Source organism: Actinoalloteichus hymeniacidonis (assembly GCF_014203365.1).
GTDB classification, from domain to species: Bacteria; Actinomycetota; Actinomycetes; order Mycobacteriales; family Pseudonocardiaceae; genus Actinoalloteichus_A; species Actinoalloteichus_A hymeniacidonis.
The window spans coordinates 6,195,469-6,218,665 of the sequence record NZ_JACHIS010000001.1 but is presented as its reverse complement, the minus strand read 5'-3'; the positions used below and the strand labels follow the sequence as shown (position 1 = coordinate 6,218,665).

At 67.2% G+C, this 23,197-nt stretch carries 20 protein-coding genes; 11 read left to right on the top strand and 9 right to left on the bottom strand.

Features of this window, described 5'->3' with window-relative positions; genetic code table 11:
* From BKA25_RS26725 to BKA25_RS26715, 3 genes are read right to left on the bottom strand one after another with little or no spacing between them, the layout of a single operon-like run.
* On the bottom strand, positions 1-1,437 hold the full coding sequence (locus tag BKA25_RS26725) for a hypothetical protein (protein WP_157420876.1): 1,437 nt from the start codon (positions 1,435-1,437) through the stop codon (positions 1-3).
* 27 nt (positions 1,438-1,464) lie between these two features.
* Complete coding sequence (locus tag BKA25_RS26720; RefSeq protein ID WP_084642334.1) at positions 1,465-2,061, bottom strand: DUF3558 domain-containing protein; 597 nt, start codon at positions 2,059-2,061, stop codon at positions 1,465-1,467.
* A gap of 33 nt (positions 2,062-2,094) precedes the next feature.
* Positions 2,095-2,430 (bottom strand): hypothetical protein, encoded by a 336-nt coding sequence (locus tag BKA25_RS26715; protein ID WP_069845716.1) that lies wholly within the window; start codon positions 2,428-2,430, stop codon positions 2,095-2,097.
* A gap of 299 nt (positions 2,431-2,729) precedes the next feature.
* Here BKA25_RS26715 and BKA25_RS26710 point away from each other — a divergent pair, with 299 nt between their 5' ends.
* On the top strand, positions 2,730-4,655 hold the full coding sequence (locus BKA25_RS26710; RefSeq protein WP_069845718.1) for an AAA family ATPase: 1,926 nt from the start codon (positions 2,730-2,732) through the stop codon (positions 4,653-4,655).
* Between the two features lie 87 nt (positions 4,656-4,742).
* Here the strand turns inward: BKA25_RS26710 and BKA25_RS26705 are convergent, their stop codons facing one another.
* Positions 4,743-5,483, bottom strand: coding sequence for an SDR family NAD(P)-dependent oxidoreductase (locus tag BKA25_RS26705; protein WP_069845720.1), 741 nt, complete (start codon positions 5,481-5,483; stop codon positions 4,743-4,745).
* A gap of 90 nt (positions 5,484-5,573) precedes the next feature.
* Between BKA25_RS26705 and BKA25_RS26700 the strand changes: the two genes are divergently transcribed.
* On the top strand, positions 5,574-6,182 hold the full coding sequence (locus tag BKA25_RS26700) for a TetR/AcrR family transcriptional regulator (protein ID WP_069845722.1): 609 nt from the start codon (positions 5,574-5,576) through the stop codon (positions 6,180-6,182).
* Positions 6,183-6,445: 263 nt separating this feature from the next.
* Here the strand turns inward: BKA25_RS26700 and BKA25_RS26695 are convergent, their stop codons facing one another.
* Both BKA25_RS26695 and arcA read right to left on the bottom strand, forming a co-directional pair.
* A complete protein-coding gene (locus BKA25_RS26695; RefSeq protein ID WP_069845724.1) occupies positions 6,446-7,006 on the bottom strand; it encodes a ferritin in 561 nt (186 codons plus the stop codon).
* Positions 7,007-7,185: 179 nt separating this feature from the next.
* Positions 7,186-8,415, bottom strand: a complete 1,230-nt coding sequence (gene arcA / locus BKA25_RS26690; RefSeq protein WP_236750435.1) for an arginine deiminase — start codon at positions 8,413-8,415, stop codon at positions 7,186-7,188.
* A gap of 94 nt (positions 8,416-8,509) precedes the next feature.
* Between arcA and BKA25_RS26685 the strand changes: the two genes are divergently transcribed.
* The 3 genes from BKA25_RS26685 to BKA25_RS26675 all read left to right on the top strand — a co-directional run bounded on the left by BKA25_RS26685 (position 8,510) and on the right by BKA25_RS26675 (position 10,856).
* Positions 8,510-9,142 (top strand): DM13 domain-containing protein, encoded by a 633-nt coding sequence (locus BKA25_RS26685; protein ID WP_260331345.1) that lies wholly within the window; start codon positions 8,510-8,512, stop codon positions 9,140-9,142.
* An 80-nt stretch (positions 9,143-9,222) separates the two neighbouring features.
* Entirely contained in the window at positions 9,223-9,420 is a 198-nt protein-coding gene (locus BKA25_RS26680) for a type II toxin-antitoxin system VapB family antitoxin (RefSeq protein ID WP_157420877.1), read from the top strand.
* Positions 9,421-9,854: 434 nt separating this feature from the next.
* Positions 9,855-10,856 (top strand): eCIS core domain-containing protein, encoded by a 1,002-nt coding sequence (locus tag BKA25_RS26675; protein WP_236750436.1) that lies wholly within the window; start codon positions 9,855-9,857, stop codon positions 10,854-10,856.
* 104 nt (positions 10,857-10,960) lie between these two features.
* Here the strand turns inward: BKA25_RS26675 and BKA25_RS26670 are convergent, their stop codons facing one another.
* The 3 genes from BKA25_RS26670 to BKA25_RS26660 all read right to left on the bottom strand — a co-directional run bounded on the left by BKA25_RS26670 (position 10,961) and on the right by BKA25_RS26660 (position 13,941).
* Positions 10,961-11,785, bottom strand: a complete 825-nt coding sequence (locus BKA25_RS26670) for a CPBP family intramembrane glutamic endopeptidase (RefSeq protein WP_375791871.1) — start codon at positions 11,783-11,785, stop codon at positions 10,961-10,963.
* Positions 11,786-11,808: 23 nt separating this feature from the next.
* Positions 11,809-12,576: a DUF2470 domain-containing protein gene (locus BKA25_RS26665; RefSeq protein ID WP_375791870.1), complete on the bottom strand. Its 768-nt coding sequence runs from the start codon at positions 12,574-12,576 to the stop codon at positions 11,809-11,811.
* A gap of 180 nt (positions 12,577-12,756) precedes the next feature.
* Entirely contained in the window at positions 12,757-13,941 is a 1,185-nt protein-coding gene (locus tag BKA25_RS26660) for a homogentisate 1,2-dioxygenase (protein ID WP_069845734.1), read from the bottom strand.
* A 68-nt stretch (positions 13,942-14,009) separates the two neighbouring features.
* Between BKA25_RS26660 and BKA25_RS26655 the strand changes: the two genes are divergently transcribed.
* The 6 genes from BKA25_RS26655 to cydD all read left to right on the top strand — a co-directional run bounded on the left by BKA25_RS26655 (position 14,010) and on the right by cydD (position 23,194).
* Positions 14,010-14,876: a hypothetical protein gene (locus BKA25_RS26655; RefSeq protein ID WP_265736945.1), complete on the top strand. Its 867-nt coding sequence runs from the start codon at positions 14,010-14,012 to the stop codon at positions 14,874-14,876.
* Positions 14,877-14,942: 66 nt separating this feature from the next.
* A complete protein-coding gene (locus tag BKA25_RS26650; RefSeq protein WP_069845738.1) occupies positions 14,943-16,148 on the top strand; it encodes a fumarylacetoacetate hydrolase family protein in 1,206 nt (401 codons plus the stop codon).
* A 17-nt stretch (positions 16,149-16,165) separates the two neighbouring features.
* Complete coding sequence (locus BKA25_RS26645; RefSeq protein ID WP_084643512.1) at positions 16,166-16,864, top strand: IclR family transcriptional regulator; 699 nt, start codon at positions 16,166-16,168, stop codon at positions 16,862-16,864.
* Positions 16,865-16,969: 105 nt separating this feature from the next.
* Entirely contained in the window at positions 16,970-18,502 is a 1,533-nt protein-coding gene (locus BKA25_RS26640) for a cytochrome ubiquinol oxidase subunit I (protein ID WP_069853125.1), read from the top strand.
* A 91-nt stretch (positions 18,503-18,593) separates the two neighbouring features.
* Positions 18,594-19,601, top strand: a complete 1,008-nt coding sequence (gene cydB / locus BKA25_RS26635) for a cytochrome d ubiquinol oxidase subunit II (protein WP_069845740.1) — start codon at positions 18,594-18,596, stop codon at positions 19,599-19,601.
* Between the two features lie 101 nt (positions 19,602-19,702).
* The gene (gene cydD / locus BKA25_RS26630; protein ID WP_069845742.1) at positions 19,703-23,194 is read left to right on the top strand and encodes a thiol reductant ABC exporter subunit CydD; all 3,492 of its coding nucleotides are present in this window, start codon (positions 19,703-19,705) and stop codon (positions 23,192-23,194) included.
* The last annotated feature ends 3 nt before the right edge of the window (positions 23,195-23,197 follow it).

The following is a 23,197-nucleotide window of genomic DNA, read 5'->3' as shown; positions in this document are numbered from 1 at the left end:
TTACCTGTTCCTGTGTGGTGGCTCTTCGCCGAAGACGGCCGGTGCGACTTTGGTGCCGTCGCTGAAGATGTCGTCCATCTCGATGAGGTAGTCGGCGCGCTTGTGTTCCTTGTCCTCTTCGCCCTGGCCGCCGCGACCGCCTCCGCCGCCGCCACCACCGGCCATGCCGCCGCCCATACCACCGGCGCCACCACCGCCTGCGGGTCCGAAACCGCCGGGCATCCGGCCACCACCGGGACCACCCGCGCCGGTCGACCCACCGGGACCGAACCCGCCTGCACCGCCGGGCCCGCCGCTTCCGGGACCGAATCCGCCGCCACTACCGCCGGGACCGAATCCGCCGCCGGGTCCACCGAAGCCTGCGGGCATGCGTCCACCACCGCCGGGACCACCGGGCCCGCCACCCAGACCACCGAATCCGCCGGGTCCGCGGCCGCCACCGAAGCCACCCGGTCCACCGGGTCCACGGCCGCCGGGGCCGTTCGGTCCGTTCGGACCGTTAGGCCCGTTCGGGCCACCGGGACCGAATCCGCCGGGCGGCATGAGACCGCCGCCGCCACCGGGCGGAGGGTTGTAACCGGGATGTCCGATCCCGCCACCGGGCGGACCGAGGGGAGAGCCGCCGATCGGGTTCGACGGGGCCGGGTTGTGGAAATCAGGCTGAATCGACGGCGGAGCCGTGGGCGGAGGCGTGTAACCGGGGTTGCTGCCACCACCGCCGGAGCCACCATTCCCACCGGAACCGCCGCCATAACCGCCACCGCCGTAGCCGCCGCCACCGGGACCGCCACCAGGCGCATTGATCCCGCCACCGCCATACGACCCGCCACCACCAGGCAACGAAGAATCCCCAAACGTAGAGGGCATTCCGTCGTCTGCGCGGCTCAGATTGGGGTCGGCGATCGTGATGGGGGTGTTCTCCGGTGGATCGAAGCCCTGCAATTTCGTCAGAGTCATATTGGTGCTGGACTGGTAGGTGTCCATCACATCACGCGCGCGCTGGTTTTCCTCGTCGTACTTTGCCACCTCATCGTTATGGCCGTTCAAACCAAACGTGACGGTGTCGAAGAATCCCTTTTCGGGCTTCGGCGAGCCAATTGGAACCAGCGTCTTGGCCATCGTTTGGTGGGCAACCTGCGCCTGAATCGCAGTTGCTACCTGATCAGCCTGGTCCTTGGCTTCGATCGCATACGCTGCCAGCGGTGACGAAGCGTTCCGCGACTGTTCAGCCGCAGAGCCCTGGTGTACCTCTTCTGAAACGGCCATCGATTGTTCAATGTACCTACCGACGGCATCCAAATCTGTAGCAATTGCACGCCACGTACTCACCATGCCATCGGGATTTGCTGCGCTCGGATCAGTGCTGAGCGCTGCTGATATGGCTTGAGCATTAGTGTGGTCCCAGCTCGAGTCGCTGATTCCCGGCTGATACCCCATGTCTCCCCCTTTTGGTTTTCTGTATGTCTAGAAGTTCTCTAGTACTGCTTCTGCTATTTGCAAACCCCATTCGCACGAGGTTCCATCATTGGCCTCTCGTAGATGTGAACTAACGACGACAATCTCGTCATCGTTGATCGCGGTGTACGTTTCGCAGGAGAGGTCGCTCGCCGCTCTATTCGCAGAAACTACGGGATGCCCTCCTGCTTCCCCTGGTTCGAAAAATTCGAAATCGCCTTCTTGGGCGTAAACATCCGAAAGGTTGGATCCGCTATTCTCAAGGTAGATAATTACGTTAAGTCCGGTCGCTGAATCCGTCCATTGGCACTGATCTCCCCCGAGCGCTCCAGTCAGAGGCTCGCCCGTTGTTGGAAGATTAAATCCTTCCGCCTGTTCTGGTGTGAGAAAATTGCACGGATTAATGCCGTCAACGTTTTTGGGGTTGGCAACCGTCGGGGCAAGTTGGTCTTCGATTGGAGCATTGGTCTGGCTGGTTGCGGCATCACTCGAGTCAGTCTGCTCAGGCTGAGGATTTCCCTCGTCTTCCGTTCCGCATGCAGAGACCAGCATGGTGAACGCTACGGCAAGGGAGGCGCCAGCGTATTTTCCCCATTTAGATTGCATTATTCTCCTAGATCGTTCTGGCGAGTGGGTGAATTATGTTTCGAGCAAGTCCATAGATGCGCCGGTGATCGCGTTAAGTTCTTCGGTGCTATGGTAGTTAAGTAGGGTGGTTTCGAGGTTCGTTATCTGCGTCGCGATGGCTTCTTGGTATGCTGTGATTGCGTGAAATAGTGATCCGGACTCTGAATCCAGCGTCAAATTTCGTATCTCTTGAGTGGCGTGGTTGCTAACAGAGTCGGAACCTTGGAAGCTTGCCAGCGCGAGCTCGCTGGCTCGAGCAATAAGCTTTTGAACCTCAGATTCCGCTTCCTTCAGGTTCGCCAGAATCTGGGGCGCTCGCTCTAGATCGATCTCGTAGCCGTCGGACATGTGTCTTCTCCCCTCCCCGTTGCATGCTCGTGCGCGGGCCGTCCCCACGGACCCGTGCACGATCGTCCGGTCGAAGCTAGCAGCCGCTCAGTAACGCATGGGGCACTGTCCGAAGTCGATCGACAAGATCACACATTTGGCGCAATCAGGACGCTGTTGTGCCTGCGTGCGATGGGTCGGACTGGTTGCAGCGTGCACTGTCCGCGCAGCGTGCGACTGTCCTCGATGTCTGTGATCGTCGGTGCCGGGCACCATGATTCGACGCGTTGGTCGGTGCGAGACGAAGACAGGGCGGGTAGATGGCGATCGTCGTGGTAGCGAGGGGTTTCCACGCGGCCGTCTCCCGGCAGTCTCCGCTCACCAGGGCCGACGTCACCGAGACGGTCGGGCGGCTGCTCGCGGGTGCAGCACCCGAGGATTCATCCGCCGTCCGACCAGACTCGGCAGTCGACGGCCGGCTTCGCGTGTTGCCGGTCGTCGACGGGCTGCACGCCGTTCTCGCCGAGTTCGCGGCGACCGACGCCGCGACCACGGACGCCGCCGCCACGGACACCGTGTTGGTGTTCTTCGCGCTCGAAGAACCCGCCGCAGCGAAGAAAAGGCTCCGCAGACTGCGAACCGAGCTCGACCCGACCACGGGAACACCGACGTTCCAGGAACGACCACCGGCCGCGCCCGTTGCACAGCTGACCGCCGCTGAGGTGTTGGCGAGCCTGGAAACTCCGGCCGGACGTGCCGAGTTCCTCGTCGTGGCAGGGCCGAATACCGAACCACGCCTCGAAAACCTGTTCACCGGTCGGGACGACGGCTGGCGCTTCTTCCTCGACCCCGCCCAGCAAACCGCCGCCGAACCGGGCCCGCCCGGCATCTCCACCGTCACCGGGGGACCGGGCACCGGGAAGACCACCGTCGCCCTGCATCGCATCCATCGCCTGTGGCGTAGGGAAACCAGCGGGCGGCTACTACTCACCACGCTCGACCAAGCCGGTGCCCACCGGCTGTCGGAGTCGTTGGTCTGCCTGGCTGGCAAGGAGATCCTCGAACGGGTCGACGTGCTCGACATCGACACGGTGGTGCGACAGACCCGCATTCTGGATGTCGGGCAGGCGGTACGGATCGACCGAGACGAACCTGCTCGGTGGGCGCGGGCGCTGCAACAGGCTGCAGAACTCGGCGATGCCGACCGCAGGCGATACACGCCGCAGTTCTTGGCGGCCGAATACCGCCGGGTGATCGTCGGCGGCGGTCTCCGGCGGCTCGACGACTATCTTGCGGCCTCGCGGGCCGATCGCGGCGTCGTCCTGGACGGGCCGGATCGGGTGCAGGTCTGGCGGCTGGTCGAGGCCTTCGAGAGCATCCTCGATGAGCGGGGCGTCGACAGTCGGGAGCGGGCCGCCTCCCGAGCAGCGGACTTCGCCCAACGGGCCCGCCAACCCGGCGCCCCGCGAGTCGGCGGATATCGACACATCGTGGTGGACGAGGCACCCGAAATCAGTCCGACGCAGCTTCGACTGCTGAAAGCGCTGCTGGATCCCGCCCGCGGAACCCTGCTGCTTTGCGGAAACGGCGACCAGCGCATCCACGCCGATCACGATGCGACGGCACACCTGGCTATCGACGGCCCCCGACATCGGCTCGACCTCGACCACCGGAGCACGGAACAGATCAGCGAGTTCGCCGCCGCATTGCTCGCCGGGCCGATGACGAAACACCCCCGAGACAGCGAGGCCCACGCCGCCAAGGGCGACGGACCACCACCGCTACTCCGGTCCTTCGACTCCGCCACCCAGGAACGCGACGCGGTGATCGGCGCCCTTCGCCGCTGGCGCACCGAGTTCACGCCCGAAGATCCGCCGCTGGCGGTCCTCACCCCGACGACCCGCGCCGTAGGTCAGTGGGATCGACGACTGCGAGCGGCCGGGATCGCCACCGTCGAACTCGGCACCGACCAGGACATCGCCGCGAATCCGGCGGTGCGGGTCGGCGCCTTCGACCAGGTCATGGGGCGGGAGTTCTCCGGCGTCGCGGTCTCCGGCGTCGGGATCGCCGACGTGCCGCCAGAAGCCGACGTCGACCGCATCGATCCCGGCGATCGGCCGGAGTTGCTGCGCCGTTGGCGCGCGCTGCTCGCCCTGGCCTGTTCGCGGGCCCGCGAACGACTTCTGGTGACCTGGACCGGAGCGCCCTCGGTCCTCCTGAGTAACGGAGAAGTCGAGGAATCTTGAACCTCGGTCGTCTTCCACGGCGACCGAGGTCCACGGTTCATGTCGAAGCCGACCGGGGGCGGAGATCAGCTCGGCACACCCTCGGGATCACACCTGGTTCTCGCCGCCGTCGACGTAGACGTTGGAGCCGACCATGAAACTGCTCTGTGGCGACGCAAGGAAGGCCACTGCGGCGGCGACCTCGGCGGGGTCACCGAGCCGGCCGACCGCCGTGTTGGCCGCGATCTGCTTCTTCATCTCGTCGACCTTCTCGCCGAAGACGTGATCGAGTCCCGGGGTGTCCACCGGGCCGGGCGAGATCGCGTTGACCCGAATGTCGCGCTCACTGAGTTCGTTGGCCCAGGTGCGGGCGAACGACCGGACGGCGGCCTTCGATGCGGCGTAGGCGCCGAAGGCCTTGGTGCCGTTGTCGGCGGCGGTCGAGGCATTCAAGATGACCGAAGCGCCGGGGTTGAGCAGTGGTAATGCCTTGCGGACGGTGAGATAGGTGCCCTTGACGTTGAGATCGAAGGTCTGGTCGAAACCGTCCTCGGTGAGCTCGTCGAGCGTCGCGAGCCAGGCTGCGGCCGCATTGGCGAACAGCACGTCCACGCCGTGCCCACGCTCGCGGACCTGATCGTAGAGCCGGTCCACATCGGCCGGATCGGTGATGTCGCCCGGCACGGCGGTGGCGTTGCCGATCGTGGCCGCGGCCTCGGTCAACTCCTTCTCGCGGCGGCCGGTGATGAACACATGCGCGCCCTCGCCCGCCAGTCGGATCGCGGACGCCAGACCGATCCCGGTACCGCCACCTGTCACGACGGCGGTCTTGCCTTCAAGCTGTCCCACGCTGATGACCTCGCCTTATTTAAGAACTGATCGGTACATAAATCAACGTAGCACGAGTTTGATCAGTCCAACGAGAGCTATGCTCACCACATGGCAGTCACGCGGAGGGCGCCGATAGGCAGGCCAAGGGGATTCGACGCAGACGATGCGCTCGAACGCGCGCTGCTGGTGTTCTGGAAGCAGGGTTACGAGGGCGCCAGCCTCGCCGACCTGACCACCGCCATGGGCATCACCCGCACGAGCATGTATGCGGCCTTCGGCAACAAAGAAGAGCTGTTTCGCAAGGCGCTGGAGCGCTATACCGCCGGTCCCGCCGGCTACGTGACACGGGTGCTCGACGAGCCGACCGCGAGTGAGGTCGCGACGGGAATCCTGCATGGCGCGGTGCGAACCGCCACCCAGCCCGACCGGCCGACCGGCTGCCTCGGCGTGCAAGCCTGTCTGGCTGCGGCGCCTGCGGACCAGGACATCCGTGAAGCCTTGGCCGATTGGCGCAATGCTGCGTCCGATCGCCTCCGCGAGAGGTTTCAGCGAGCCTTGGACGAGGGAGATCTTCCGCCAGAGTCGGACCCGGAGGTGCTCGCACGGTTCCTGTCGACGATGTCGAACGGAATCGCCGTGCAGGCGGCAAGCGGTGTCAGTCGCGAGGAACTCTTTCGCGTTGCCGACGCCGCCCTACGAAGTTGGCCGCCCATCTGAGGATGGTTGCGCGGCTGCGGTTCCTGCCGTGCCTGTTGCCAGCGAGTTCAGAACGGTAGCGGGGCTGAATCAAGCCTGGTGCGCTTGTGACACGGCAGTCCGCGTCGGCACTGGTAGGCGATCCGCTCGCCCCGACGTGCGCCGGTCGCCGAGGAGCAATGTCCACGGCGACCAGCAGCGGGCACCACGATCGGAATCGGTTCGTCGGCGCTGGCCCGAATGGTGAGGTCGTCGATCGTGACTGTCGCCATCCGATCACGGCGTCAGACCGCGCCGCCTGCCGCCGGGGGCGCCGTCGCGTCCGCACCTGCATCGCCGACGACCTCGCGGGCCAGGAAGTTCTCCACGTCGAACAGGTTGCCGTTGGACCGCTCGACGACGTTGAGCAGCGTCGACATCTGGGAGACCTCTTCGACCTGCTCCTTGAGGAACCACTGCATGAACTGCTCGCCGAGGTAGTCGTCATCGGCCCTGGCGGCCTTGGCCAGCGCCACGATCTCCTCGGTGACCTCCTTCTCCTGGGCCAGCGCGAGCGCGATCAGCTCGGTCACCTCGCCGAACTCGTTGCGGACCGGCTCGATGCCCGGGATGGTCACCTCGACGTCGTTGTCCATCAGGTAGCGCACGATCATCATGGCGTGATTGCGCTCCTCCAACGCCTGCCGGTAGAAGTGCCCGGCCAGCTGCGGCAGGTCGCGGCTGTCGAACCAGACCGCCACCGCGATGTACTGCTGCGAGGCGGTGAACTCGTTGCGCACCTGGTTCTGCAGCAGCTCGTGGAAGGTGGACGTCTTCGGTTGAATTTTCTTCGCCGTGATAGCCATGGTTCAAGCGTAAACCTCTTTTCCTAATCGAGCGACCCGATGAGAACCAACTCACCGAATCGTCGATAGCAAAAGGTAAGGCTTGCCGAAGTTAGCCCTGCCTGACCTTAGTGGCCAGGTCAGGCAGGGTGCTCGACGCGTTCTGCGCATTATTTCGCGTGCCGGAAATGATCGCCTGATTAATTGATTTTATCCCGATCCAATGGGCAGGACATGCACCTCGGGCCGCCTCTTCCGCTGCCCAATTCGGAACCGGAAATGCGCAATACCTCGATGCCATTCGCTTCGAGTCGCTCGTTGGTCTCCACATTGCGCTCATAGGCGACGACCACCCCCGGCGCGACGGCCAGGGTGTTGTTCCCGTCGTCCCACTGCTCGCGCTCGGCGGTGACCGGGTCCAATCCGGTGTCGATCAGTCGCAGCCGCTCGATCCCCATCGCCTCGGCGGCGGCCGTGAGGAAGGGCATCGGGCCGCCGACCAGCAACCCGCCCGCACCGGTGGGGCGCAGCGGGTACGCCGCCAGCGTGTCCTGGATCGCCGGATACATCACCACCGCGTCGACGTCGACCATCGTGCATACCGTGTCCAGGTGCATCGAGGCCCGCTGTTGCTCGATCGGCACCGCCAGCACGGTGTGCGCGAGGCCGTCGGCGAAGACCGACCGCGCGAAGGACTCCGCGCCAGCCGGAGTGGTGCGTTCGCCGACACCGATGGCCAGCACGCCGGGGGAGAGCAACAGGACATCGCCACCCTCGACCGGCGCCGAATGCGCTCCATAAGCGCGGCCCGCCGAGGCGAATCTCGGGTGATAGGCGTAGATCAGGTCGGTGATCGAGGTCTCCCGCTTACGTGCGGGCATGGTGAGCGAGGTGATCGCGACGCGTTCGCCCACCCACACCGAGGAATCGCGGGTGAACAGCAGGTTGGGCAGCGGGGCGACGGCGAAATCGTGCGGATGCTGCATCCGGCGCACCAGCGAGGCGCCCTCCGAAGCGGGCAGTTCCTCGAAGGTCATGCCGCTCATCAGCACATCCACCAGGGCCGCTGGCGGCAACGAGCTCAGATGGGAGCGCAGGACGTCGGCCAGTTCGAGCCCCAGCCGGTGCTCCTCCACCGCCGCGTAGATCCCGGCGGTGCGGGCACGGTTATCGGCCAGCGCCTCGGTCAACAGCTCGGCGAGCAGTAGGACCTCGACATCCCGCGAGCGCAACAGATTTGCGAATGCATCGTGTTCCGCCTGGGCTCGATCCACCCAGGGGATTCCATCGAACAACAACTGATCGTTGTTGCGCGGAGTGAGGCGCTTCAACTCATTGCCGGGCCGGTGCAGCAGGACCGACCGGAGCGGGCCCACCTCAGAGTCGACGCGGGCCTGCTGGGACAGGGGCTGGGAGTCCTGGATGCTCACGCCGACCAGCCTAGAAGTCTCCTGAGTGAAACGCTGCTTCCAACCAGGATTATCAACAAGACTCGTTCTTATCAGGGCAGGAGAGCAACTGTTCATGAAGCAAACTGGCGATAAGAAGATGAGTTTATTGCGTCGTCCGGCGGTGCTGGTCGGCGCCGGGGTCGCCATGGTGGCCCTGGTGCTCGGGCTGTGGGCATTCCAGCCGTGGCGGTTGTGGACCTCGAACACCATCGATGAGGCATTGCCGACGATCGAGCCCACCTCGGTGTCCTCGTTCGCGGAATCGGGCCCTGCGGCGGAACCCGAGGCAGAGTCGGACTCCGACGCAGCGTCGGCCTCGGAGACCACGGAAGAGCCAGCGCCCGCACCCGAGACGCCTGCCGAACCGATCGTGCTTGCAGGCGGTGAGTTCGTCTCGCAGGAGCACGCGACCAGCGGCACCGCCGAGATCATCGAGCTGGCCGATGGCTCCCGCATCGTGCGGCTCACCGATCTCGCCTCCAGTGACGGCCCCGATCTTCGGGTGGCGATCACCGATCAGGAGGCAGGCGGCGATTGGTTCAAGTATCGCGACAACCGGTACCACGAACTCGGCGTGCTCAAGGGCACCCACGGCAACCAGAACTACGAGGTACCCGCCGAGCTGGACCTCGACGGTCTGTCCAGCGTGGTGATCTGGTGCCATCGCTTCTCGGTTGCGTTCGGCTCCGCCCCCGTGAGCCTGTAGCAGCGTCCCCCGGACCGGGCCGATCGCCTGCGCTGCGATTGGCCCGTGTCCCGGCGGGATATCCCGGTGCGGTGCTGGTGGTGACCGACATCGACGACGTGGCCTTGGCCGAGGCCCGCCGTCGACTGGGGACCAGCACCGCCGATGAGACGGTCAACGCCGCGCTCCGGCTGGTGGCGGGGCTGCCGCCCGATCGCGGCGGGACCGGCGAGCCTGGTCTGCATCTCGTTCGGCTTGCCGAGGACATCCTCGATCAGCAGGCCGACGGCATTCCGTGAGCTGGCGCATCGGGAATGGCTGATAGCGCCCGGTCGGATGCCGGTGACGGGCCGCATGTCCTTCTGGGCGCCCATAGTGCCCTTCTTCTGGCGCGAGGAGGGGGCCGGATCGTGCCCGTATGAACCCTTTTCAACCTGCTTTTGGCCGGCAACGTCAGGTACAGCAGTGTCGTTCTCTAGCCGCCGCCAGGAATCGAGGACTCATGCGCGCACAGGACCAGGAACCGGTAAACACTTCCCGATTGCGGCCTCGGCGGTTGCCCCTGCGGGCTGCCGACCCAACGCCGATGCCAGTCAACTCGGCTGCGCACCTCTCGCCCCAGGCGGTCCTACACCTGCAGCGCACCGTCGGCAACGCCGCGGTGGCCCGTCTCATCGGAGCCCAGCGGCAACAACCGCCTTCCTGCCGGGGCGATTGCGGGCACAACCGGCCCGTGCAGCGCTCGACCGTGCCCGACGTACTGGGATCAACTGGCCGTGCCCTCGATGAGAACGTCCGACTGGAGATGCAGAACCGCCTTGGCGCCGACTTCGCCGACGTGCGGCTGCACACTGGCTCTGCTGCTCAGCGGTCCGCAGCAGAGATCGGCGCCCGGGCTTACACCTCCGGCAACCACGTAGTCATCGGTGCTGGGGGAGCAGACAAGCACACGCTTGCCCATGAGCTGACCCATGTGATCCAACAACGCTCCGGTCCGGTTGCCGGAGCAGACCATGGCGACGGGTTTTCGATCTCCGATCCGGATGACCGTTTCGAGCGGGCTGCCGAGGCCAACGCGACCCGGGTAATGAACCGTCCAGTGCCGAACAGCACAGACGCCACCGCCGCGGAACAGCTGCAGTACTCCTCCGCATCATCGGTGCAGCGGCTCCCGCAGCCTGGTGATCGCATTACCATCCAAAGGGCCAGTGTCGCAGGGGTGAGTAACAAGCAAAAAGATGCCAGGGCTATTGGCGATGATGTACACCGGCTCATTCAGGGGGAGTTCCGGGAAGATTTTGAACTGCGCAGGAGGTTCAGCTTAGATGTTGAAGTGCCGGTAGGTGGCGGGCGGGCGGACCTCGTAGCTTTTCATGACGAGCGGGAAGACGGTGCAGCCAGTCACGGAAGCCATGCCGGTTTAACTATTTTTGTGGGCGAGATTAAGTCTATGAGTGAACAATATTATGGAAACGGAGGATCGGATGCGCAGCTCGACCGCTATATCGAGGCGTTCAGGGCCGAGTATCCGGGAGCGAAAGTCCAGAAGTTGAATTTCTGGTACCCGGAAAGCGATGGCTTCGAAATGCGCTACGATGGTTACGACTGCACCGTCCATGTCGAAAATGCGGGCGAGGGTATATATCGCTATTCTGGGCGGGTCAAACTCGAAAGCATATCGGCTAAAAGCGCCGCTCTCGACGATGTGGATGAACGTCCGATGCCGTTTGTTTGAGTTCGGATGTCGAATGCCCGGGGAAATTCTCGGGCCGTGAATGGATGTCGATTTGGCTGGCCGGTGGGGATGCTCGTTCGCAACCAGGCGAGTTCGGGCGGCACCTACGGCAACCACGAGATCGAGTCTGCCAGCAGGGCATAGCCGACGAACGCGACGATGTCGATCATCGCGTGCCCGACGATCAGCGCCCACAGCCGATTCGTCCGCTGCCAGTATCGGCCGTAGATCAGGCCCATGACGATGTTGCCGAGGAAGCCGCCGAAACCCTGATACAGGTGGTACGAGCCGCGCAGGACCGCCGCGAACAGCAGTCCGGCGTTCTCCGACCAGCCGAGCTGCCGCAGCCGGGTGAGGACGTAGGCGACCACGAGCACCTCCTCGGCCCAGGAGTTGCCGATCGAGGACAGTACGAGCACCAGGCTGCGCCACCACTCGGCATCCAAGGTCGAGGGCACCACCGCGAGATTGATGCCGATCGCCAAGGTGACCAGGTAGAAACCCAACCCCGGCACGCCGATCAACGCCGCGAGCCCGAGGCCCTGCAGGAAATCGCGTCCCGGCTGCAGGCGGTCCAGGCCGATGCGACGCAGCGCGATCCCGCCGCGCCACAACAGATAGACGCCCAGCGCTCCCCAGGCCAACAGCTGCAATACACTGGTGAGCTGGCGGGCGAAGTCCAGCAGGCTCAACGCGGCCTGCGGCACGTTGATCGCCACCGACTGCTCGTTCAGCGGTTCGGGCCGCAGCAACCGATCCAGCAGCGACAACAGACTGCGAAGTCCGGACAGGCCCAAGGTCGTCGTGAAGACGATGACGAGTTCGATGACGATCGCGCGACGCTCACCGGGATCGGTGATCAGCGCGGGCTCACTGGGGCGTTTCGGCCTGAACCAGCCGGACAGGGCGCGGGGCGAACCGGAGGTCACGTTCGCAGACGGTAGTCCAGTGCTCAGCTCTGCCGAGCGAGGAAGGGGCAGCCGACCAACTTGCGCAGCTCCGAGGACAGCTCGCCGACGCTGTTCACCGCCTTGCCGAAGGCCAGCCGGACGTCGTGGTCGCCGCTCTCGTCCTCGACCCGCAGCCGCAGTCCGAGCCGGTCCAGACCCAGCGGCCGGATGCGACCGCCCCGGAGTTCCTCCGGGAGATGGCGGCCGAGCATGTCCACGACGTTGCGGTGCGCGCCCTCCAGATGGCGAAGCCAGGCGGCTTCGAAGCGGCAGAAGGGATCGGGCGTCGCCGTGGCGAACTCGGCGGGATCCAGCGGCCCGCTGCTCTCCGCGTCGGCTAGCACCAGGGAGGCGGCCCGCAGCCGTAGGACGACCAGGTCGTGGCCGACGTCCAGCAGCCTGGGGTCCGGCCGGGACTCGGCGATGTCCAGCGCGGCGGCGCGAGCGGCGGGCTCGGGCAGCACGCTCAACAGCCCGCTGATCCACAGCAGCCCGCGCACCGGTTCGCGCAGCGGAACCGGCGCGGTGTCGGACACCTCGATCATCGCCGCCATCTCGTCCGTGCCGTGCAGCGCCAACGCGACCAGCGGGTGCCGCCCGGAGAGCAGCGCGGAGATCGAGCCGTTGGCATGGACGTGATGCAGCACCGGATTGACCCGGGCGGCACTCTCTATCGCGGGCAGGATGACAGCACGACCACGCATCGCCATCGACCGCGCCCGCTCGGCCGCAGTGGGCGACGGGGGCCTGCGATTCACGTTGGTTTCCACTCTCACCTCCAGGACTTAGGGGAGCCTAAGTTATTTTCGCCCGGTAGGGAAGCTTCGCCACGCCGCCGCCTACCACCGGGGGTCGTCCGGACCATCCGCTAGACGGCCCAATCGACTACCTGGCATATCGGAGGGTGGAACTCGTGGACGACCTCGCCTGCGCCAAACCCGATGGCGTGACTAGTCCGTCCAGTCCGGTCCCCGGCGGGCCCACGACCAAGCGTAGCGGGGATCCTCGCTGGCCAGCGCCGCTTCGCCGAGTTCCAAGGGTCGGAAGGTGTCCACCATGACCGCGGTCTCGTCGAAGTACTCGGCACCGAGGGACGCCTCGACGGCTCCCGGCTGCGGGCCGTGGGTGCAGCCCGCCGGATGCAGGGAGAGCGAACCGAGGCCGATTCCCGAACCCTTCCGGGCCTCGTAATCGCCGCCCACGTAGAACATCAGCTCGTCCGAGTCCACATTGGCGTGGTTGTAGGGCACCGGGACGGCCTGCGGGTGATAGTCGACCTTGCGGGGACAGAAGGAGCACACCACGAAGTTCGGGCCCTCGAAGGTCTGGTGGACCGGCGGCGGCTGATGCACCCGGCCGGTGATCGGCTCGAAATCCCGGATGTTGAACGCCCACGGGTAGAGACAGCCATCCCAGCCGACCACGTCGAACGGGTGCTGGGCATAGGTGAAGCGAGTGAGGCCCGCGCGGTGGCGCACCAGCACCGGCACGTCCTGTCCGTCGAGGAGCAGGGGCTCGGTGGGAGCACGGAGATCACGCTCGGAGTACGGCGAGTGCTCCAGGAACTGGCCCTTGGTGGAGAGGTAGCGACGCGGTGGTCCGATGTGGCCGGATGCCTCCAGCACGAGGATTCGCAGCTCGTTCTCGGGTTTCACCCGATAGGTGCAAGAGGTGGGTAAGACGACGTAGTCGCCCTCGCCGATCTCCAGCGCGCCGTAGCTGGTCTCGACGGTTCCGCTGCCGGACTGGATGTAGAGCAGTTCGTCCCCGATGGCGTTGCGATACAGCGGACTGGTCGAGTTCGCCACCACGAAACAGATTGAGACGTCGGCGTTACGGAAAAGTTGTCTTCGATGCGCTACGGCATCGGTGGATTCGACGTTTTCCCAGTTCAGCGCCTGAGTTCGGAAGTGGCGCGGCTTCAGTGGCAGGTTCGGCGTGGTGTCACCACGGGGCTGTTCGACCGTCTGCGCGTCGACGATGGCCGTCGGAAGATGGCGGTGATACAGCAACGAGGAATCTGCGGAGAAGCCTTCGACTCCCATGAGTTCTTCGGCGTACAGGCCGCCGTCTGGCCTGCGGAATTGGGTGTGTCGCTTCGAGGGGATCTTGCCCACGGCGCGGTAGTACGGCATGACGTGCTCCCGGCGTTCGTTATACGGACACCTTTGTTCATTCTCTGGTACGCACTAGCCTCGCAGCCGTGTCAAGCGCCGTAGAACTCCATGCGCCCGGTCCGCGCGGTATTCCACCCTTGCTCGCAAGGCTGGTAGATGACGCCGCACTCTTCCCGCCCGGCAGCGCGAGCATGCCGGATGCGGTGCGCCGCCACCTCGAAGCCAGGGCGGGAGGGACAGTCGGTGTACTGGGTCTGTTCCTCTGTCCGGCATCGAGGCTGTCCGAGCTGATCACCGAGCTGATCAAGGCGAAACCGATCCGCCCCGTCGCCCTGTCCCTGGTGATCGACACCGGTCTGGGAGGGGTGCCCAAGGCCGTGTCCATCGTCGAATCCCGCAGCGAATTGCTGGCGCTGCGCATGGTGGAGATGCCCGCGCCCTCCGACCTCGACGCCGTATGGCTGGAACGAGTCTCGGAGTTCGTGCCCGAGGACGTCATCCGGGTCATCGAGCCCCGCCGAGGCGGACCCGGTTGGCTGGAGAGCGTGCGTCGCGTCGCCGAACACGGCTCCTGGCCGAAGCTGCGCTGTGGCGGCCAGACCATGGAGGCCTTCCCCGGCGCCGACCAGGTCGCCGACTTCCTCGCCGTCGCGGGCACCACCGGCCTGCCGTTCAAGGCGACGGCCGGAATGCACCACGCGGTCCGCTACACCGACGAGGAAACGGGCTTCACCCACCACGGCTTCCTCAACCTGATCGTGGCCACGGCGCGGGTGCTCTCCGGCAAGGACGTGCGGGAGGCGCTGCTCAGTACCGACGCCGAGGCACTGTCCACCGAGGCCAAGGCATTGGGCGACGAGGCGGCCACCGCAGTGCGGTCGGTCTTCGCCTCATACGGGTCCTGCTCGCTCACCGAGCCGGTCGAAGACCTGGAACGACTCGGTCTGCTGTGAGCGGATACGCGCGGTCGCCCCGAAAAAGAGGTTTCCGCGCGCCCGTTTTCGGGGGAGGGTGAAGAAGTGAGCTGGATCGACGTACCCGGTGTCACCGCCGATGCGCCATTCGGGCCGCAAACCCTGCCATACGGCAGGATTCTGGCCGAGGATGGCGGAACACTCGCGGTGCGAGTCGGTGATCACGCACTGCCCTTGCGCCCGTTGGCTGCGGCCCTCGGGCCCCGACTAGGGCCGTTGACCGAGACCGACACCCTCGATCCGCTGCTCGCCTCGGATGCACAGCACTGGTCGGAGCTGCGGGAACGCCTACGGGAGATCACCACGGCGACCACCGCGCCCCCCGGCGCGCGCCTGGTTCCGCTCGACGGACTCCGGCTCGGCCTGCCCTTCACCGTCGCCGACTACGTCGACTTCTACTCGTCGCGGCACCACGCGGAGAATGTCGGACGCATCCTGCGGCCCGATTCCGAGCCGCTGTTGCCGAACTGGACGCACCTGCCGGTCGGATACCACGGGCGAGCCGGGACGGTGGTGGTCTCGGGAACCGATGTGGTTCGGCCCCACGGCCAACGTCGACGCACCGGAACGGACACGCCTGCCTTCGGACCGACCAGGAGACTCGATATCGAGGCCGAGGTCGGTTTCGTCTGCGGCGGGCCGACCGAGGGACGGCTGTCCACCGAACGGGCCGAGGAACACGTCTTCGGGGTGGCGCTGGTCAACGACTGGTCGGCGCGCGACATCCAGGCCTGGGAGTATCAGCCGCTCGGCCCGTTCCTCGGGAAGTCGTTCGCGACCTCGATATCCGGGTGGATCACGCCGTTGCAGGCCTTCGATCACGCGCGGGTGCCGACACCCGCCGCGCCGCATCCGCTGGCCGACTACCTCGTCGAGACCCGCCCCGCCGGTCTCGAGCTGCGGCTGCGGGTGGAGTGGAACGGGACGGTGGTCAGCGAACCGAATTTCGCCGTCATGTCCTGGTCCTTTTGCCAACAATTGGCCCACCTGTCGGTGAATGGTGCGACAGTGCGTCCCGGCGACCTGATCGCCTCGGGCACGGTGTCGGGTCCGGCGCGCACCGAACGGGGTTCGTTCCTGGAATTGAGTTGGGGCGGGCGCGAGGACATCGACCTCGGTCCGGGCGTGCGACGGACCTTCCTGGAAGACGGCGACTCGGTCGTCATCACCGCGACCGCACCGGGACCGGCCGACTCGATCATCGGGCTCGGTGAGGTGGCGGGCACCATTCGACCAGCGGCTCCGGCGTGAGAATGAGGACTGAGGCGATGGTGGCACCGACCGCACGGCGGCATTCGGACGGGCCGACGACGGCGGTGGACGGCGAGGAGGCCCCGGCCGGTAGAGAGCGTTCGCTCACGCTGGAACGCGGGCTGGCTCTGCTGCAGGCGGTGGCCGACGCCGAGTCCGACGCCCCCAGCATCAGCGATCTGGCCACCGCCATCGGCGCCAGCCGGGCCGCGGTCTATCGGATGCTCGGACCGCTGCAGGCGCGCGGTCTGGTGCGAAGAGAAGGCTCCAAGGTGCGGTTGGGGCTCGGCGTGCTGCGCTTGGCGAATCGAGTGTTGCCACAGGTTCGCTTCGCTGCCCTGCCCGCCCTGCGGGTGCTGGCCGAACAGGTGGGGGCGACCGCGCACATCACGGTGGCCGACGGGATGGATGCCCAGGCGGTCGCCGTCGTAGAGCCGTCCTGGACGACCTTCCACGTCTCCTACCGGGTCGGCACCAGACATCCGGTCCGATTCGGGGCGGCGGGGCGCGCGATCGACCTCGCCCCGGACGCGGGCGGCTGGGTGGTGTCCAACGGTGAATTGCAGGCCGGGGCGCACGGGGTCGCCGCGCCGGTCATCGGGGTCGACGGGCTCCGGGCCAGCGTGGGCGTGATCGCCTTGGCGCCCCTGGACGTGCCGGTGGTCGGGCCGCAGGTGATGCGGGCCGCGTGCGAGATCGCGGCCGCCCTCGGCTGAGAGCCTCCACAGACGGGACCTTGGTCCCGTCGGGACGGGACCCTCGAACCTGAAGAAGCACCGCCACGCGCTCCTAGATTGGCCACGGGCCTGAAGGAGGCAGCCGTGGAGATCCTCGATGTGGCGCGGTGGCAGTTCGGCATCACCACCGTCTACCACTTCCTGATGGTGCCGTTGACCATCGGACTGGCCTTACTCGTCGCGATCATGCAGACGATCTGGCACCGCACCGGGGATCCCAAATACCTGGCGATGACCAAGTTCTGGGGCAAGTTGATGCTCATCAACTTCGCGATGGGCGTGGTCACCGGAATCGTGCAGGAATTCCAGTTCGGGATGAACTGGAGCGCCTACTCCCGGTTCGTCGGTGATGTCTTCGGGGCACCGCTGGCGATGGAGGGCCTGGTGGCCTTCTTCGTCGAATCGACCTTCCTCGGCCTGTGGATATTCGGCTGGGATCGGGTGTCCAAGCGAGTGCACCTGGCCTCGATCTGGGCCGCCGCGCTCGCCACCGTGGCCTCGGCCTACTTCATCCTGGCGGCCAACTCGTGGATGCAGCACCCGGTCGGGGTGGAGATCGGCCCGGACGGCGACCCGCAGCTCAACTCGATCTGGGCACTGCTGACGAACTCGACGGTGCTGGCCGCGTTCCCCCACACCCTGGCGGGAAGTCTCGCGGTGGCGGGCACCGTGCTCATCGGCATCTCGGCGTGGCACCTGGCCCGCAGACATCGACACAGCCCGGTCGACGACCCGGACCGGCAGGTCTGGCACACCTCGCTGCGTTTCGGCGGCTGGGTCGGGGTGGCGGCGTTCGCCGCGGTGGCCGTGTCCGGCGATTTCCAGGCCAAGCTGATGTTCGATCAACAGCCGATGAAGATGGCCGCCGCCGAAGCGCTCTGCGAATCCGAGGAACCGGCGGGCTTCTCGATCTTCGCCATCGGCGATCTCTCCGATCCGCACTGCGGCAACGTCTCCAGCGTCACGGTGCCGGCGCTGCTGTCCTTCCTGGCCGAGGGCGACTTCGAGAGCGAGGTCCAGGGCATCGAGGAACTGGTGCCCGCCTACCAGGAGAAATACGGATCGCACTACCCGGTGGACGAACGCCTCGGCGAGCTCTCCGGCATGCCGATCGACTATGTGCCCTCGCTGCCGGTGACCTACTGGGGCTTCCGGTTGATGATCGGCTTCGGCGTCGTCGCCGCGCTGGGTGCCGCCGCCGGTCTCTGGTTGACCAGGGGCGGCCGGCTGCCGAAGGGCCGTTGGTTCGCCCCCGTCGCGCTCGCCTCGATCGCCACCCCGTTCCTGGCGAACTCCTTCGGCTGGATCTTCACCGAGATGGGCCGACAGCCGTTCGTCGTGGTCCCGAACCCGACCGGCGTGGACGGGGTGTTCATGTACACCGCGAGCGCCGTCTCACCGGGTGTGTCGCTCGGTGAAGCGCTGTTCTCGCTGGTCGCGCTGACCTTGGTGTACGCGGCACTCGCGGTCGTGGAGCTGTTCCTACTGATCAAGTACGCCAGGGCGGGAGTCGAGGGCGTGATGCGGCCGCCGTGGCAGGACCCGCCTGCGGACTCCGACGAGGGTTCCACCGAACCCGAGAAGAAGGACCCGGATGTACTCGCCTTCGCCTACTGACGCAGTGCACTCCGCCACGTCGACCCGCCGGGTCGGCCCGCCAACCCCCTATCCGCTCCACCCGTTCCACCGCTGACGCCGGGAGTCGATCATGGACCTGCCTACCTTCTGGTTCCTCCTCATCGCGGTGCTCTGGCTCGGCTACTTCTTCCTGGAGGGCTTCGACTTCGGCGTCGGAATGCTGCTGGGTCTGGGCACCAAGGACGAGCGGGAACGTCGAGTATTGATCAACACCATCGGGCCGATCTGGGATGGCAACGAGGTGTGGGTGATCGTGGCCATCGGCGCGACCTTCGCCGCCTTCCCCGACTGGTATGCCTCGTTACTCTCCGGCGCCTACCTGCCCGTGCTGTTCGTGCTGCTCGCGCTGATCGGTCGAGGGGTCGCGTTCGAGTATCGGGGCAAGGTCGACAGCGCCCGCTGGCGCCGAAACTGGGACCGCGTCATCGCCATCGGTTCCTGGGTACCCCCGCTGGGCTGGGGTTTCATCATCACGGCCACCGTCACCGGGCTGCCCATCGACATCAACGGCGACCTGCGCGGCGGGCCGATCGATCTGATTCGACCCGAAACCGTGCTCGGAGCACTGGCACTTGCGGGATTCAGCCTGTTGCATGGCGCGGTGTTCCTCGCGTTGAAGACCGACGGCGACATCCGGTGGCGGATGCAGCGCTTCGCGACCCGTTACGGAGCGTTGCTTCTGCTGCCAGGGGCCGGACTGCTGTGGTCGGTGCAGATCGGGCAGGGCTCGACGTGGACGGCGGCGGTGGCCGGGATCGCCACGCTCGCCTCGGTCGCGGCCCTGCTGCTGGTGCGGCGCGGCCAGGTCGGCCGAAGCTTCGCCCTGCTGGGCGTGATGCTCGCCTCGGTGCTGGTGGTTCTGTTCGGATCGTTGTATCCCAATGTGATGCCCTCCACGATCGACCCGCTGTTCGACCTGACGGTGGCGGGCGCGGCCTCCAGCCCCTACACCCTGACCGTGATGTCGTGGGTCGCCGCCTTCGGCACGCCTGCGGTGCTGCTGTACCAGGGCTGGACCTACTGGGTCTTTCGCCGCCGGATCAGCACCGCGCAGATTCCTCCGGTGCGCGTGCCATGACGACGTCCATCCGCAGCGGTCCTGTCGTGTCCTCGGGGGATGCGACAGGGCCGCACCCTCGCTCGAGACGCGGTCGAGCAGGCCGGAATCCGCTGGCGGCGATGGCCGCGCTGTCGACATCGACCCGCCGAGCCCTGCTGATCACCGCGCTGCTGGCGGTGGGCAACTCGGTCGCCTTGGTCGTGCAGGCCGTCGCTATCGCCGATGCGCTCGGCGTGGTGGTGTCCTCGGCGGTTCCGGCCGCCGACCTCACCGACAGCCTGCGGGTGTTGTGTATCGCGGTGCTGGCCAGGGCCGTGCTGAACTGGGCCACCGAGGCGGTGGCCGCCAGAGCGGCAGGCGAGACTCGACGCGAACTGCGGGGCGCGCTGCTCGACGCGGCACTGCGCATCGGTCCGGAATGGATCCACGGCGGCGGCAGCGCCGAAACCGATGAGGCCGCGACCGTCAAGGGTGGCGCCGCGCGGCTCACCTCGATCGCCACCACCGGACTCGACGCACTCGACGCCTATTTCGTGCGCTTGCTGCCCGCGCTGGTCACGGCGGCGGTGGCGCCCGTCCTGGTGGGCGGCTGGATTCTGCTGACCGACCCGCCCTCTGCGGTGCTGGTGCTGCTGACCATTCCGTTGATCCCGCTGTTCGCGGTGCTGATCGGCCGGTTCACCGAGGCCCGCGCCGCCACGACCGCCGACGCGACCGTCCGGCTGTCGGACCGGCTGCGGGAACTGGTCAAGGCCCTGCCGCTGCTGACGGCCTTCCGGCGGGCCGAGGCGCAGGCGGAGGCCGTGCGGCAGGTCGACGACGCGCACCGCCTCGCCAGCATGTCCACGCTGCGGGTCGCCTTCCTCTCCGCGCTGGCCCTGGAACTCATCGCCTCGATGTCGGTCGCGCTGGTCGCGGTGAACATCGGACTGCGGGTGGTGGCCGGTGACGTCGAACTGACCACGGCGCTGGTGGTGCTCATCCTGGTCGCCGAGTGCTACCTGCCGCTGCGGGCCGCAGGCGCCGCGCACCATGCCTCCGAGGACGGGGTGGAGGCGGTGCGGCGGGTACGCGAGGTGATCGACCTCGCCGACGCCGTGGCCCCGGCGACGGCGGTCGCCGACCGCCCCGACACCTCGGCCACCGGACCGAGACCCACGACGTCGGGCAATCCGACCAGATTGCCCGTCGACCCCCGCCGCATCACCGAGGCGCTCGCCGAACACGGACTGTCGGTGCGCGGTCTTCGGGTGCGGCGCCGGGACCGGGATGCTCCCGACGGATTGACCTTCCACGCCGAACCCGGCGAGATCCTGCGCCTGGACGGGCAGAACGGGATCGGACCCAGCGGCAGCGGCAAATCGACCGCCTTCGCCGTGCTGCTCGGACTACGGCCCGCCGACGCGGGCGAGGTGCGGATCGGCGACATCGAACTGTCCGACTGCGATATCCAGGACTGGCGTCGCAACGTGGCCTGGGTGCCGCAACGGCCCCGGTTCACCGAGACGACCGTGGCCGACGAACTGGCCACCGCGACCGTCGATCAGGAAGGCGGAGCGCCCACCCAACGCGAGCTGATCACGGCGGCGCGCGCGGCGGCGGCGGGCCATCTGCTGGGCCGATCCACCTCGGCGCTGTCCCTCGGCGAGCGGCAGCGGGTGGCTACGGCCCGCGCGTTCCTCCGGGTGATGCGCGGCGCCCGGTTGTTGCTGCTGGACGAGCCGACCGCCCATCTGGATGCGAACACCGCCGGAGTGGTGACGGCGAACGTCCGCCGGTTCGCCGACGAGGGTGCGGTGGTGGTGTTGGCCAACCACCGCCCCACCGACTCGACCTCGGCACACGAGACCGCCGATCCGGCGTTGGCCGCGCCCACGGCGCCCCGCGAAGCGCCCAAGGGCAGGCTGCGTGACCTGGTTGATCGCCGGTGGGCGACCGCGGTGCTGCTGGGCGCGCTGTCGGCGACGGCGGGTGTCGCACTCACCGGGACGGCCGCCTGGCTGATCGCCACGGCATCGGAGCACCCGCCGGTACTCACCCTGACGGTCGCGGCCGTCCTGGTGCGGACCTTCGCGTTCTCCAAGGCACTGCTGCGCTACCTGGAGCGGCTGTGCACCCATGACGCCGCGTTCCGGCTCGCGGGCAGGTTGCGGGTCTCGCTCTGGCACTCGCTGGTGCGTTCCGGGCCGGCCCAGGTCAATCACCGGGGCAACGGCGAGGCGCTGCGGATGCTGGTGACCGATGTCGACGTGGTGCGGGATCTGGTGCCACGGGTGCTGATTCCGCCGTTGGTGGCCGGAGTGGTGGGCACGGCGGTGGTGGCCGTGCAGTGGACCCTGCTGCCCTCGGCGGGGCTGGTGACGGCGCTGGCTCTGCTGACCGCGGCGGTGGGTGGCGGCTGGGCCGCGCTGACCGTGCGACGGCGTTCCGTCACCGTTCCAGCCGTGCTGCGCCGCCGGGTGGCCGATCGGGTCCTCGGCATCCTCGACGGGGCCGCCGACCTGGTCGCGATGGGCGCCGACCGGCGTAGCCGCGAGGTGCTGGACCGGGACGATCGGGAGCTGACCCGGTTGGTGCGGCGCGAGGCGACCGGTGTCGGTGTGGCGGCGGCCGTGATGATCGCGGCGACCGGTCTGGCCGTGGTGGCCGTGTTGGCCTTGGCCGCCGACGCCGTCGCGGCGGGCGACCTGGACCCCGCCTGGGCGGCCGTCGCGGTGTTGGGTGCGCTGGCTGCGGGCGAGGCCGTCGCGGCGGTGCCCTCGGCCTGGCAGCAGGCCGACACCCTGCGCAGCGCCTACGGCAGGCTGACGGGCCTCGGGGCGGGCGCGGCGACCGAGCCGCCGACGAACCGGGTCGGTCGCGACGAGACCGCCCTGCGATCCGATGCGGACCCGACTCCGGTGCGGCTGGTCGAGGTCGATGCCCGATGGCCGGGTGCCGCCGAGGCCGCGCTGCGCGAGGTCACCGTCGAGCTGCCGCCCGGATCGCGGGTCGCGGTACTCGGGCCGTCCGGCGCGGGGAAGTCGACCCTGGTGGCGTTGTTGCTCGGTTTCCTGCCCGCCGAACAGGGCATGATCACCCGGCCGAGTCGCGTGGCCTGGTGTCCCCAGGATGCGGCGTTGGTCTCCACCACGGTCCGGGAGAACCTGCGGCTGGCCGATCCGACGGCCGACGACGAAGAACTGCGGGCCGCGCTGCGGTCGGCGGGCCTGACCGACTTCGTCGACCGGCTGGACACCGTCGTCGGCGGGGACGGCATCGCGTTGTCCGGTGGCGAGGCGAGCAGATTGTCCTTCGCCAGAACGCTGCTGGCGGCCAAGGACGCCGACCTCGTCCTGCTGGACGAACCGACGGCCGCACTGGACGCCAAGGCGGCGGCGGTGGTGCGGACGGCGATCCGCCAGGAGTTGGCCGAGCACACCGTGGTGCACGTGACCCACCACGTCGAGGAGGCAGGCGACGCCGATCTGGTGTTGGAGGTCCGCGACGGGCAGGTCCGTGCCTATCCGGAACTCGGCGCCCTGGCGTTGTCCAGCCAGCCCCTGTCGGTGGAGATCGGCCTGTCCGGTGGACCGGTGGTGGTGCCGGCCCAGCTGCCGAGAGCCGACTAGTGC